At 43.8% G+C, this 14,292-nt stretch carries 11 protein-coding genes; 10 read left to right on the forward strand and 1 reads right to left on the reverse strand.

What is annotated here, in order from left to right:
- Nucleotides 1–170: 170 nt before the first annotated feature.
- Together HGJ98_RS11080 and HGJ98_RS11085 are read left to right on the forward strand one after the other, a co-directional pair.
- Nucleotides 171–1,937, forward strand: a complete 1,767-nt coding sequence (locus HGJ98_RS11080) for a sigma 54-interacting transcriptional regulator (protein WP_291351344.1) — start codon at nucleotides 171–173, stop codon at nucleotides 1,935–1,937.
- Between the two features lie 410 nt (nucleotides 1,938–2,347).
- Entirely contained in the window at nucleotides 2,348–3,595 is a 1,248-nt protein-coding gene (locus HGJ98_RS11085; RefSeq protein ID WP_291351346.1) for a YgeY family selenium metabolism-linked hydrolase, read from the forward strand.
- 12 nt (nucleotides 3,596–3,607) lie between these two features.
- Here HGJ98_RS11085 and HGJ98_RS11090 read toward each other — a convergent pair whose 3' ends face one another.
- Complete coding sequence (locus HGJ98_RS11090) at nucleotides 3,608–3,742, reverse strand: hypothetical protein (protein ID WP_291351348.1); 135 nt, start codon at nucleotides 3,740–3,742, stop codon at nucleotides 3,608–3,610.
- 190 nt (nucleotides 3,743–3,932) lie between these two features.
- Here HGJ98_RS11090 and HGJ98_RS11095 point away from each other — a divergent pair, with 190 nt between their 5' ends.
- From HGJ98_RS11095 to HGJ98_RS11130, 8 genes are all read left to right on the forward strand, one after another.
- Nucleotides 3,933–4,937 carry an ornithine carbamoyltransferase gene (locus HGJ98_RS11095; RefSeq protein WP_291351350.1) on the forward strand — a complete coding sequence of 335 codons (1,005 nt, stop codon included), beginning with the start codon at nucleotides 3,933–3,935 and terminating at the stop codon, nucleotides 4,935–4,937.
- A gap of 2 nt (nucleotides 4,938–4,939) precedes the next feature.
- A complete protein-coding gene (gene arcC, locus HGJ98_RS11100; protein WP_291351352.1) occupies nucleotides 4,940–5,890 on the forward strand; it encodes a carbamate kinase in 951 nt (316 codons plus the stop codon).
- 287 nt (nucleotides 5,891–6,177) lie between these two features.
- Nucleotides 6,178–7,572, forward strand: coding sequence for a dihydropyrimidinase (gene hydA / locus HGJ98_RS11105; RefSeq protein ID WP_291351354.1), 1,395 nt, complete (start codon nucleotides 6,178–6,180; stop codon nucleotides 7,570–7,572).
- 2 nt (nucleotides 7,573–7,574) lie between these two features.
- Nucleotides 7,575–10,130 (forward strand): selenium-dependent xanthine dehydrogenase, encoded by a 2,556-nt coding sequence (gene xdh, locus HGJ98_RS11110; protein WP_291351355.1) that lies wholly within the window; start codon nucleotides 7,575–7,577, stop codon nucleotides 10,128–10,130.
- Between the two features lie 146 nt (nucleotides 10,131–10,276).
- Nucleotides 10,277–11,080 carry a selenium cofactor biosynthesis protein YqeC gene (gene yqeC, locus HGJ98_RS11115; RefSeq protein WP_291351356.1) on the forward strand — a complete coding sequence of 268 codons (804 nt, stop codon included), beginning with the start codon at nucleotides 10,277–10,279 and terminating at the stop codon, nucleotides 11,078–11,080.
- On the forward strand, nucleotides 11,062–11,685 hold the full coding sequence (locus HGJ98_RS11120; protein ID WP_291351358.1) for a nucleotidyltransferase family protein: 624 nt from the start codon (nucleotides 11,062–11,064) through the stop codon (nucleotides 11,683–11,685). Before yqeC ends, HGJ98_RS11120 begins: the two co-directional genes overlap by 19 nt.
- A gap of 119 nt (nucleotides 11,686–11,804) precedes the next feature.
- Nucleotides 11,805–12,644 carry a selenium-dependent molybdenum cofactor biosynthesis protein YqeB gene (yqeB, locus tag HGJ98_RS11125; protein WP_291351360.1) on the forward strand — a complete coding sequence of 280 codons (840 nt, stop codon included), beginning with the start codon at nucleotides 11,805–11,807 and terminating at the stop codon, nucleotides 12,642–12,644.
- Nucleotides 12,645–13,015: 371 nt separating this feature from the next.
- Nucleotides 13,016–14,263 (forward strand): Zn-dependent hydrolase, encoded by a 1,248-nt coding sequence (locus tag HGJ98_RS11130; protein WP_291351362.1) that lies wholly within the window; start codon nucleotides 13,016–13,018, stop codon nucleotides 14,261–14,263.
- Nucleotides 14,264–14,292 lie beyond the last annotated feature (29 nt).

Below are 14,292 nucleotides of genomic sequence, written 5' to 3' on the forward strand. Positions count from 1 at the left end.
AAGGAAGCGCTTTTCTTAAAGATATTTCTTAAAGATATAGTGCTTCCTTTCCCTTTTTAATAGTCAAGTTAATGGTGTATACTTAGAATAGTTATAAGTAGGAAGTAAACCGAAATAAGGACATAGTTGTATATAATGTAAGCAAAAGCAAATAATATGGGGTGTAAAGCATGTTGTATTACCTGCGAAAGATCAAGAGTACTGTCCAACAAACTGCAGACGCAATTGCAGCAGCACTAAAAATCGAAGTAGAAATTGCAGATATTGATTTAATCCGAATTGCTGGTACGGGAAAGTATAAAAGCCAATGCGATTGCCCTATGGAAGATGGTTTTGTTTATCGGCATGTGATGAAAACGGGAGCACCGGTAATCATAGACAATCCTGGCTTCAACAAACTTTGTCAGCCTTGTCCCTGTAAGGGTAATTGTATGGAGTTTGCAGAGGTTGCCATCCCCATACGCATTGAGGATCAAATCATTGGGGTTATTGGTTTAGTTAGCTTTGATGAAGAACAAACAAAGCGGCTCATGGATAACAAGCAATCCCTGCTTCTCTTTCTGGAAAAAATGGCTGAACTCCTGGTTGGAAAGGCAACAGAAATCAAACAAAACCATGATCGAGAGCTCTTGACTAGTCAATTAGTTACAGTTCTAAATCTGCTGCATGACGGCATCTTGCTGGTCGATGATCAGCAACAGGTGACCCATTATAATACCTTGGCAGGCAAAATGTTGGACATTGATTCGCAACAAGAACAGGCTTTATATCACTTGTTGGATAACAAAAAACTTTGGCTTGCTGTAGAACGCGGCGAGTCATTCTCCGGAAACATCCAAGGGAAGAGGGTAGCCACACAGCTTTACTGTGACGTTGTACCCATCAAAAAGGATGGAACGATTGAAGGCGCAGTTATTACTCTGAGGGATATCCAGCAAATCAAGAAGTTGGTTAAGGCGGCTACTGTCAATGATATTGAAACCCATTTCTCTCAGATTATCGGGGATTCTAGGAAGATGAGAGACATAAAAGCACTGGCGTTGCATGTCGCTCCCAGTAAGGCCACTCTTTTGATTCAAGGAGAAAGTGGAACAGGTAAAGAATTATTTGCTCGGGCAATTCATCAGAGCAGTAAACGAAAAGGGCATACCTTTATCGCCATAAACTGCGGAGCGATTCCTGAGAATTTGCTAGAAAGTGAATTGTTCGGATATGAAGAAGGGTCCTTTACTGGGGCCAAGCGGGGCGGAAAACTCGGAAAATTTGAGCTCGCTCATAATGGCACACTTTTTTTAGATGAAATTGGGGACATGCCTCTTCACTTACAAGTTAAAATCCTAAGAGTATTGCAAGAAAGAAGAGTTGAGCGTATTGGTAGTACCCGTTCAATTCCTGTTGATGTACGTGTAATTGCCGCTACTCACAGAGATTTAGATAACATGGTAAAAACAGGAGAGTTTCGTGAAGACCTCTACTATCGTTTAAATGTAATTCCTTTAACAATTCCACCGCTACGTGAACGACTTGAGGATGTTCCGATCCTAACTCAATTCTATTTAGATTATTATTCTGTCGTGACGGATCGTTCGGTTAGCGGAATCACTTCAGAAGCTATCGAAATCTTGTCCCGCTACACTTGGCCGGGAAATGTCCGAGAACTAGGTAACGTTATTGAATACTGTGTCACTATGGTTGCCGGGGGGATGATCACGGCGGATACGCTGCCTAAAAGGATCAAAGTCGAACATCAAGCGGATATTAAAGATTCCTCTTTAAACCTAAAAGTGCTGGAACGAGAAGCGATTATGAAGGCGTTAACTCTTGTCGAAGCCAATGGGCATAAGGAAGATGCTGCGAAATTATTGGGAATTAGCAGAGCATCTTTGTATCGTAAGATTAAGGAATACGAAATTGGGGAGAACCGGACTTTTTTCTAAATTCCGCGTTTCAAAGGTAGACTAATGTATCAAAATGAGACTAGGCCCGAAGATTGTCGAATTGACAACTGTTTCAGAGATTTCATTGGCTTCCCCTCTCGTATTTAGTGTCTCAAAGTGAGAATTGAACCATGTGATAAAAGAATGAATTCCGGGGAATGATACGCTTAATCGCGATGAAGAAAGCTTGCTGACTCAAAAATATAGGCGCAGGCGGCCTCCTAACACTATGCTTCCAGAAGGAATAGGTAAAAGCTATACTTTCTGTCTAGTATAAAAAAATAAAACCTAAAAGCAGGTTTGGCATGGTTCTTGCAATATTCTATACCATGTAAACCTCAAGTCATCGAATGAGTGATTGAGCAATTACCCATTAATTTAAAGTGTATCGAAAGGGGATTATTTTGAAAATGGAATTTGCAAAGGTTCTTGAACTGGCAAAAAAATACGAGCCAGAAATGAGTCGGTTTTTACGTGACCTTATTGCCATCCCGGGGGAAAGCTGTGATGAAAAGGGGACCGTACTTCGTATCAAGGAAGAGATGGAGAAAGTCGGATTTGATAAAGTAGAGATTGACCCACAAGGAAACGTTTTAGGTTATATCGGTCATGGTAAACACCTAATTGCTATGGATGCACATATTGATACCGTCGGCGTAGGGAACTTAGAGAATTGGCAATATGATCCTTATAAAGGATTTGAAGATGATGAGATCATTATCGGTCGTGGTGCCTCTGACCAAATCGGAGGAATGGCGTCGATGGTCTATGCTGGTAAGATCATAAAGGATCTTGGTCTGGAAGGCGATTACACTTTAGTTGTTGTCGGTTCAGTGCAAGAAGAAGATTGTGATGGCTTATGCTGGCAGTACATTATAAACGAAGATAAGGTTGTACCGGAATTTGTCGTAATCACCGAACCAACGGACGGGAAAATTTATCGCGGTCATCGTGGCCGGATGGAAATTAAGGTCATGACAAAAGGTGTTAGTTGTCATGGTTCCGCTCCTGAGCGTGGGGACAATGCTATTTACAAAATGGCACCGATTCTCCAAGAATTACGCAGCTTACATGAAAACCTCTTAGATCATCCGTTCCTTGGTAAAGGCAGCTTAACGGTTTCGGAAATTTTCCATACTTCACCTTCCCGTTGTGCAGTTGCAGATAGCTGCTGGATTTCAGTTGACCGTCGTTTAACAGCTGGTGAGACATGGGAATATGCAGTTCAACAAATCAAGAATCTTCCTTCAGTCAAAGCAGCAAATGCTGAAGTAACCATGTACATGTACGATAGACCATCTTATACAAATTTGGTTTACCCAACAGAGTGCTATTTCCCAACCTGGCTTATTGAAGAGGGACACCCTGTAACTACGACTCTAGAAGATGCTTATAAAGGATTATTTGGCAAAGATCCAATTGTTGATAAGTGGACCTTCTCCACAAATGGTGTTGCAATCATGGGTCGCTACGGAATTCCTTGTATCGGTTTTGGACCAGGACATGAAGATCAAGCACATGCTCCAAATGAGCGGACCTGGAAGAAGGAACTCGTTGATTGTGCAGCGATGTATGCAGCAATTCCTACCATTTATGTTAAGGATTATGCTGACAAAATGCCGAAGGATACGGAGAATTTAGTAGGAATTAAGAAGTAGGGCGAGGCGTTATTACGTCGCTCGCACACGTTCCGTTGCTACTCCGGTTAGTGCTGAGGCTAAAACGTCTAAACCCTTGTGCTTTCTGCATGTGAACCACGACGTTTCTTCACGCCTCAGCACTAACCTCCGCTTACGCAACTCCACTAAAGTGCTCTCTCTGTAATAACGCCCCGCCTGGCTAGGGGGCGACGAGGGCTGGGGACGACGGGGGATTTGTCGCGATTCGGCGTTCACCTTCGGTAAACGCTACTGCGCCCCGGATTTAAGTTTTGTATGTTTTGTAGTCATAATGGCTACTGTAATAAGTTTAAAACATAATTAGGAGGAATAATAAATGAATACAGTATTTAGAGGAAGACATTTTATCAACTTAGAGGACTTTACTAAAGAAGAATTAGACACAATGCTGGATGTTTCTTTAGATCTTAAAAGAAAATTTGCTATGGGTGAAGACACAAACTATCTTCATAACAAAACTGGATTCTTAATGTTCTTCGAACAATCTACTCGTACTAGAAACTCAATGGAAGCTGGTATGGCACAACTGGGTGGTCATGCAGGATTCTTGGATTCCAGCAGCATGCAAATCGCTCATGGCGAGACTGCTAAGGATACAGCGATTATCCTTTCCCGTTTTGGACACATGATTGCTTGCCGTTATTGCAACTGGGGCAGAGGAAATCAGTACCTAACTGAGATGGCAAAATGGTCTTCAGTTCCTGTAATGAACTTACAAGATGACCTTTATCACCCATTCCAAGGTTTGGCCGATTTACTGACCATTAAGGAAAAACACCAAGACTTAAGACGCAAAAAGATTTCCATCATCTGGGCATACGCCGAGAGTCATAAGAAACCAATTTCTGTTCCTGTAACTCAAGTTCTTCTCTTCCCTCGTTATGGTATGGATGTATGGCTTGCTTATCCAAAAGGTTGGGAGCTTCCTGAGTGGGTTATTACTCAAGCCAAAGAAAATGCTGAAAAGCATGGTGGTACTTTAACTATTACGCATGATGAAGCTGCTGCATATAAAGATGCCGATATCGTTATTCCTAAGAGCTGGGGCAACTGGGTTACTGACCAAACTGGTGCTTCTGTTACTGGCGCAACGGCAGTTATTGACGATGCTCTCGTTTCAAATAAGAGCTGGAAGTGTACTGAAGAAAAAATGGCTACCGCTAGCAAAGATGTTATGTATATGCATGCATTGCCTGCTGACCGTAACAACGAAGTTGAAGATTCCGTTATTGATGGACCACATTCCATCGCTTATGATGCTGCAGAAAACCGTTTGCATACAGCTAAAGCTGTTATGACACTATTGGTAGGTGGAAAATAATTGTGAGTACATTAGCTGTTGTAGCAATTGGTGGGAATTCTCTGATTCGTGATAACGCACATGCGACCGTTGAAGATCAATATGCGGCTGTTGTAGAAACTGCTAAACATATTGTCGGTATGATCGAGCAGGGCTATGAAGTGATTGTTACTCATGGCAATGGTCCACAAGTCGGGTTTATTTTAAGAAGATCAGAAATTGCTAAGGATGTTGCAGCGATGCATCAGGTACCCTTGGTTAGCTGTGGGGCGGACACCCAAGGCGCCATCGGTTATCAAATCCAACAGGCAATGGATAACGAATTCAAGAAGAGGGGCATTGACAAAACTGCTGTCACTGTTGTAACTCAAGTCATAGTTTCAGAAAATGACCCCGCTTTCCAAAAACCTACGAAACCTATCGGATCTTTTTACACTAAAGAGCAAACCGATGAGATTCAAAAAAGCAATCCATCCTGGGTTATGGTCGAAGATGCTGGAAGAGGGTACCGCAGGATGGTTGCTTCCCCTCTACCTCAAGAGATTGTTGAAAAAAATGTTATCAATAAACTGGTCCGGGATGGCTACTGCGTGATCAGCGTTGGCGGCGGCGGAATTCCTGTCATCAAGCGTGAAGACGGTACATTGCAGGGCGTGGACGCAGTTATTGATAAGGACTTTGCAACGAGCCTTTTGGCAGCTGATATTAAGGCAGATGTCTTAATAATATCGACGGGCGTGCCCACCGTTTATTTAAATTACGGCAAGCCTAATGAAAAAGCTTTAGATAGGGTAACCCTGGCGGAACTTAAGCAATATGTTGCAGAAAACCATTTTGCTCCGGGGAGTATGTTGCCTAAGATTCAGGCTGTCATCGGCTTTCTTGAAAATGGTGGTAAACAAGCGATCATAACCAATCCAGAATCGTTGGAAGAAGCCATCGCAGGTAAAACTGGAACCCATATATATCCCTAAACGAATTCACATATAATAATGACAAGTTTGTTTCAAAATCTTGGGATGGGTTAACAACCCATCCCAAGTAATAATCAAAATACACATGGTTCATAAGTGATGATAAGACCCATTAGAAATTGAAGTAGAAGAAGCGCAGAGAGGATTCCCTTGGGAACGACTGCGGAGGTTCGAGGTGCGAAGTCCGAAATCCAAGGGTACAGAGACCAAAAGTTTCGTGTTGGAATTCTAAGTCCGATGTTCGTGCATCGCACATCGCACTTCGTGCTCGCAAAGGAGAATGGAATATGGGTATTGTAATAAACGGTGGAACTATTGTTACGGCTGCAGATATTTATCAAGCAGACGTCCGCATTGAAGGCGAGAGAATTGTGGCCATTGGCTGTGATATCAAGCAACCTGGTGACCAGGCAATAGATGTGGATGGCTGCTTTTTATTTCCAGGTGGAATTGACCCTCATACCCATTTTGATCTCCCAATGGGAGATTTTTCGACATCCGATGATTTTGAATCGGGTTCAAAAGCGGCGATTATGGGGGGAACAACAACCATCCTAGATTTTGCTACGCAATTTAAAGGAGAAACGCTCAAGGAAGGTTTAGCGAACTGGCATACAAAAGCCAAAGACAGATCTTATGTCGATTATGGTTTCCATATGGCAATCACAGATTGGAATGAGTCAATTGCTCAAGAAATGCCAGAGTTGATTCACCAAGAAGGAATATCATCCTTTAAACTATATATGGCTTATAAGAACATTTTGCAAGTCGATGACGGAGCCTTGTTACAAGCTTTGCGACAAGCAGGCGAATTTGGAGCACTCATTTGTGTGCATTGTGAGAATGGTGATATCGTCTATGATTTAGTTCGCGAACATGTGGAACAGGGTAAAACGTCTCCAAAATATCATCCACTGTCACGGCCGCCGATAGTTGAAGAGGAAGCAACCTCTCGGGTCATTACCCTTGCGCAGTTAGCAGGTGCTCCCCTCTATATCGTTCACCTCACATGTAGCGGGGCACTTAAGGCAGTGAATGATGCAAAGTTGAAAGGGCAAGAGGTTTACGCTGAAACCTGTCCTCAATATCTTTTGTTAGATGATAGCAAGTATTGTTTAGAAGGTTTTAATGGTGCTAAATATGTAATTTCACCGCCATTGCGTCCGGTTCAACATCAAAAAGCGTTGTGGTCAGGCTTAAAAGCCGGAAGCTTAGATGTTATAGCTACGGATCATTGTGCGCTTAACTATAAAGGTCATAAGGATAAGGGCTTAAATGATTTTAGCAAAATTCCCAATGGGTCAGCCGGGGTTGAAACCCGCATGGGATTGTTGTATACCTATGGGGTTTTGCCTGGAAAGTTATCATTAAATGACTTTGTAGCGCTAACCTCGACGAATGCAGCAAAACTTTTTGGATTATTTCCCCGAAAAGGGACCCTTGCTCCTGGAAGTGACGCAGATATTATTGTTTGGGATCCACGTGTCTCTTCTGTGATCAAGGCAGATAATCTCCATCAACAAGTCGATTATACTCCTTATGAAGGTTTTGAACAGACCGGTAAAGCCGTTCACGTATTCCTACGTGGAAAACAAGTTGTCGAAGGCGGACATTTAAGATCGGATAAACCTACGGGGATTTATTTAGCCCGTAAGCCATTCCTTAAGAGAAAGGTTGAGTAATAATGTATAGTATCGATATTAACGGTGCGGTTCACTCTGTACAAGAGGATAAGAATCTTTTGGATTTTTTGCGAGACGATTTAAAGATCACTTCCTTAAAAAACGGTTGTGGAGAAGGGGCCTGCGGCGCTTGTATGCTATTGGTTGATGGCAAAGCGATGCGTGCCTGCATTCTAACTGTTGCCAAAGCCTCAGAAAAAAAGCTTTTAACTGTTGAGGGGCTCTCTGAGCGTGAAAAGGAAGCCTATACATGGGCGTTTGCTGAAGCGGGTGCAGTTCAATGCGGATTTTGTATACCTGGTATGATCATTAGTGCAAAAGCTTTGATTGATAAGAAGCCTAACCCTACAGCTCAAGAAATTAAACAGAGTATTCGTGGCAATATTTGTCGCTGCACAGGATATATAAAGATTGAGCTGGGTATATTTTTAGCGGCTCAAGTATTACGTGGAGAAATCAACCCTAAGTCTTTACAGTCTGGGGCTAGAATTGGAACAAGTGTTCAACGTGTGGATGCCAGGGAAAAGGCTATGGGAACTGGGGAATATGTCGATGATATGCACGTCGATAATATGCTGCATGCAGCGGTTCTAAGGACGAAATACCCGCGAGCTATTCTAAAAGCCGTCGATGTATCTGAAGCACTCGCCTATCCTGGGGTAGAAGCTGCTCTAACTGCAGAGGATATTCCAGCAGACCGCCATCATGGTCATATTTTTCATGATTGGCCAACCATGGTCTCGATTGGAGAAGAGACGAGGTACATTGGGGATGCTATAGCTATCGTGGCCGCTCAGAGTAAGGAGCAAGCTAGAGAAGCAGTTAAATTGATCAAAGTGGAGTATGAAGAGCTTAAACCAATTCTTAGCCCGAATGAAGCCCTTGATGACCAAGCTCCTCGTATTCACGAGAAGGGGAATTTATTGAGCGTAACTAAGATTAAGAGAGGCGATACCGAGGAGGCCCTGGCTAAATCCGCGCATGTCGTTACAAATCGCTATTCAACTCCACCGACTGAACACGCCTTCATGGAACCGGAAAGTGCCTTAGCCATCCCTCAAGAAGATGGTGGAGTTACTGTTTACGTAGGGGATCAAAGTGTTTACGATGATCAGCATGGCATTATGGCAATGCTTGGTCTGCCTGAAGATAAAGTACGTGTAATTAGTAAACTGGTCGGTGGCGGTTTTGGCGGAAAAGAGGATTTAAGTGTACAGCACCACGCTGCTTTGCTGGCTATTAAAACCCAAAAACCTGTTAAACTTACCTTCACTCGCCAGGAAAGTATCTTAGTTCATCCCAAGCGGCATGCCATGGAGTTAGAAGTTACGACGGGATGTGATGAGAAGGGGAAACTAACGGCTATGGTGGCTAAGATTGTTGCTGATACTGGAGCTTATGCTTCTTTAGGCACAGCCGTTCTCCAGCGAGCCTGCACACATGCCAGCGGTCCTTATCAAATAAACAATGTCGATATTACTGGTCTCTGTGTTTATACCAACAATCCACCTGCAGGTGCGTTTAGAGGTTTCGGTGTTCCTCAGTCCTCATTTGCGGCTGAGACTAATATGGATTTGCTTGCTGAAAAGGTAGGCATATCTCCATGGGAAATTCGCTACCTTAACGCATTAGAACCAGGAATGGTAAATTCCACTGGTCAGATTACAGATGAAGGTACAGCAATCAAAGAAACACTACGTGCGGTACGGGAAGTTTATGAATCCCACCCTCATGCAGCAGGAATTGCGTGTGCTATGAAGAACACTGGAATTGGAGTAGGTCTTCCTGATACTGGACGGGTTAAAATAAAAGTTTCAAAAGGGAAAGCTTTGGTGCTCACGAGTGCTGCCTGCATTGGACAGGGCTTTGCTACAGTTGCTACTCAGATTGTCCATGAAGCTACAGGACTACCCTTAGAAGTAATTGAAGTCGGAGCTCCGGATACTTGTTTGACCCCTAATTCAGGTACGACAACTGCTTCGCGTCAGACCATGTTTAGTGGTGAGGCTGTACGTCAAGCTGCTCTAAAATTGCAGCAAGCCATGCATGGTTCGTCGATTGAGGACTTAGATGACCAAGAGTTCTACGGAGAATACTTCGGAGAAACCGACCCCATGGATTCAGATAAGCCAAACCCAATTAGTCATGTTGCCTATAGTTATGCAACCCACGTTGTTCTATTAAATGAACAGGGAATGGTTGAAAAAGTTGTTGCTGCCCATGATGTGGGACGGGCCATCAATCCTAAAGCCATCGAAGGGCAGATCGAAGGTGGAGTTTGCATGGGCTTAGGATATGCTTTACGTGAGGATTTCCCTCTTAATAATGGGGTACCAACTGTTAAGTATGCCAAATTAGGACTTTTGCGCTCGACAGAGATGCCTGAAGTTGAGTCAGTCATTATTGAAAAGAATTCTTCTCCCTTAGCTTATGGGGCTAAAGGAGTAGGGGAGATTGCTTCAATTCCAACCGCACCAGCAGTTGCCTCCGCCTATTACAAATTTGATGGTAAGCTGCGTTGTTCCTTGCCGTTAAAAGAGACGCCTTATAAGAAATAGATTTTGACGTAAGGCTTGCTGTTTCTTAAAGTGACGTAAACTTGTAAATTATTAGGGGAAATTCATGATTGATGAATTTCCCCTACGGTATAAGAAGGCAAGTCAGGGTAATTTAGAACCGGAATGACTAGTGCATAGGAGAGAATATGACTTTTGTAACAAGTTCTAATATTGGTTCGGCAATAAGTGGAACTCTGTGGGATATGACTCAGCGTTTACGCGTTACAACGTTTATTGGGGCCGGAGGAAAAACTACGTGCCTCCGATCCTTGACCCATGAAATCCGAGCCGCTGGTCAGCAGGTAGTCGCTACAACGACGACGAAAGTATTTCCGGAGGACTCTATGATCCCCTGGAGGAATTATGATTCCCCCCCGCATCAAAAGGGCGCTTGGTTTTGGTATGCTAGTGTCGAGGGGGAAAGTGGAAAATGGATAGGTCCTTCAGTTATTGCAGTCGATGAGGCCATCTTAGCTCAACCATTGGATGAGGCAAGCCTGCGAAATTGGGTGATTGAAGGAGATGGTGCTCGAGGGCTCAAATTAAAATGCTGGGAGTTCTATGAACCCCAAATTCCAAGGAATACTGAATGTGCAGTGTTAGTGGTGGACCGTAATTTATGGGGAAAGGTTCTACAAGTAGAAGACATTCACAGACCTCATGCTTGCCGTGATCTTCTAGGGCAGGTTTTGAAAGCAGAGAGTGCTTGGAGTTATTTTTTAAAATCTCCTGTTTTTGATCCTCAATATGCAAATATGTGCTGGGTTATTCTCTTGAACAGCGTCAATCCAGTCAATCCAGTGTATACTGCTGGTCTATTAAACGATTTAAGAGAGAGATGGAGCGAAATTCAACCAAGCCTTGTTGCCGCCGAAAAGAGGCCGAGGCATTTACGCTTAGCTGCGGGAGATGCTAAGGAGGGGGATCTACTGTGGTTCGATTTGTGGTAATGGCAGCTGGTTTAGCTAGTCGAATGGGTCGAGATAAACTAGCACTACCGTGGAAGGAGACCACTGTCCTGGGGTATGTTTTACAAACAGTTCTTGAGGCAATCAAGCTTCAGGAACATAACTCTCCCCAATGCAGGATTGAGGTTCATGTTGTCTCAAGACAACCCATAGGAGCATATGTTTCGGATGAGGGCATAACTGAATTTGAACGATACGGTGGAATATGGCATGATGCACCTAGTTCTCGACCTCTAGCGGAGACGATTAGGATTGGGCTGCAAAACCTAAAAAAGGAGGTCCATAGTTTGGCATTCTTACCCGGGGATCAGGTAGGAATAACGGTTCAAGACCTCTCAGGCTGTTTAGATGTGGTACTTAGGTCCTTTCCAGACTTTCTTGTGCCGATTGCTGGGGATAAAGCCGGGTCGCCTGTTTTTTTTCATAAACGCTATCTTCCGGAACTGTTAGAGCTCCAAGGGGAACAAGGAGGAAAGGTTGTTTTAAATCGCTACCCGGATCGATGGTACAAATACCCTGTCGAGGAAAGCTTATTTTGCGACGTCGATACTCCTGAGCAATACGAAGCGTTATCCGCAAACATGTGACAAAAAGGACCGTCTCCTTGACACGCTCCGGAGCAATTTTGGTGGTATTAGAAAACTTGTGACAAAAAGGACCGTCCCTTTGTCATGCTTTGTCACATGGATAAGGAGAAATGATACGGATGGACAGTGGGAACAGACCGGTGGTTTTAATTCGTGGAGCTGGGGAACAAGCTTCTGGAGTTGGTTGGGCTCTGGCTAAGGCAGGGTTTCGAGTAGTGATGACGGAAGTAGCTAAACCTTTAATGGTTCGCTGGCCCGTTTGTTTCGGAACGGCTGTTGAGGAAGGGCGCTGGGAAGTTGAAGGAATTACGGCTTGCCGGATAGATTCCTTAGCCTCAGATTGTGAAGCCGCCTGGGAAGCAGGAGAAATCCCGATCTTAGTCGACCCTGACTTAAAGACCTTACCGATGCTTAAACCGCTAATACTAGTGGATGCTATCATGGCCAAAAAAAACTTAGGAACAAAGCGGAGAATGGCTCCCATGACCATCGGTTTGGGACCGGGTTTTACAGCTGGTGAAGATGTAGATATTGTTATAGAGACGAACCGAGGACATAATCTAGGCAGGATTATTTATTCTGGACCTGCTCAACCCAATACGGGTATCCCAGGTGAAATCAAAGGCATTTCCAGAGATCGTGTTGTTTATTCTGCTCAGGCAGGGGTCTTTATAGCGAAGCGTGCTATCGGAGAACAAGTTTTAGCAGGAGAGTGTTTGGGAGAAATCTCAGATGGTACCCAGACTGAAAAGGTCTCAACCTTGATTGATGGTGTTTTAAGAGGTCTATTAAGGACCAATACTCAAATCACTGCTAATGTTAAGGTTGGGGATGTAGATCCTCGTGGGCAAGAAGAGTATTGTTGGACCATCTCAGAGAAAGCACGTACTATTGGGGCAGCTGTTTTGTTAAGTATCATGGAATCCAGTTTAGTAAAACTACAACTCATAGAATCGTAGGGTTTCTCAAATACAATTTTTGTGGAATTACATTTTATAGAAAACTATAGACAGAGTTGATAAAGTAAGCTATAATACACATAATCTTAATCAAAAGAGCAACGAGGCTCTAATCGGTGTTTAGATTACGCCTTTTAGATCCTCGTTTTTTATTCCCTTTGACTAAGTGACTGAGCTTATGATAAATATGACACGATCTTAATTAAAAACCTTTGTGTCGTTATTAATTTAATCTTAAATTTTAGAATATTTGTATCATTTTTTTTAATCATACAATGGAATAACGTACCGCTCAGCGGAACAAAAAGTATGATACTTCCTGGCAATTTCTGTTGCCTGCTTTAAACCAATATTAACAGAGGTGGTGGCAGATGGAGAGAATATTAGTTGGTCATAGACAGCTAAGCTACTATTTGCAAGCGGTAAATGAAATAGGGAAGACAACCGCCGGTTGGAACCGGCTTGCCTATACTGAAGCAGAACGAAGTGCGGTTCAGTACTTCTTGGAAGCTTGTGAAAAAATCGGCTTGGTTACACGAGTTGACTCGGTGGGCAACGCTTATGCACGCTGGGAGGGGGTGAACCCTGATCTGCCGGTAGTTCTCTGTGGTTCACACTTAGATACGGTGCGCAACGGCGGCCCATTAGATGGAACCTATGGTGTATTCGCTGCTCTTGAAGCAGTACGTACTCTGAAGGAACAAGGTATAACTCCTTACTTTCCGCTAGAAATCGTGGTGTTTGCTTGCGAAGAATCCTCACGTTTTGGAGTTTCGACAGTTGGGAGCAAAGCCGTGGCGGGACAACTGGAAGCAGATAAGGTGCGCCGGTTAATGGACCGAGATGGGATAGTATTTGATGAAGCTATGGTATCTTGGGGATATTCATTTGACCGGATTTCGGAAGCTGCTCGAGACGATCTGCTTTTATTTATTGAGATACATATTGAACAAGGTTCTACACTGGAGAGTAATGGAGAACAACTAGGGATTGTTACAGGTATCGCAGCTCCTACCCGTTTTCAAGTAACAATTTCTGGCATCGCATCTCATTCTGGGGCGACGATGATGTCTTATCGACGTGATGCTTTGCCTGCTGCGGCTGAGTTTATTTTAGCCGTCGAGCGAAGCGGACTGGCTGAGGAGGGATATGGAACAGTAGCGACTGTCGGGGTATGTGAGGTTTATCCGGGAGCTATGAATGTAATTCCGGGTGAGGTACGTCTGCAAGTTGATGTGCGTGGTATAGAGTCTGATAGTAAACAACGGGTGGTTAATGAGCTTAGAATGAGCCTTGATTATATTTGCCAGAAGCGAAGATTGGAGTGGAGCTGGAATTCTCTGGGTGACGAAGCACCAGTATTCATGAACATTGGACTTAATCAGTCAGTGGCCGAAGTCTGTTCGGAGCGACGGATTAGTTACCGCTTTATGCCCAGCGGAGCAGGTCATGATGCTATGAACATGGCCCGGCTATGTCCCTCTGCTCTGATATTTGTACCCTCCCGGGGCGGGATCAGTCATAACCCTGCCGAAGATACAGATGAGGAAGACCTGCTCCTTGGGGTGGAAGTTTTATGTGAAGTCCTAAAACGACAAGTTATGCTTGGAGTAATATAGTGATTTGCCAAAATCCCAAAAGAAGTAGG

The organism is Desulfosporosinus sp., from assembly GCF_014237355.1.
GTDB lineage: Bacteria > Bacillota > Desulfitobacteriia > Desulfitobacteriales > Desulfitobacteriaceae > Desulfosporosinus.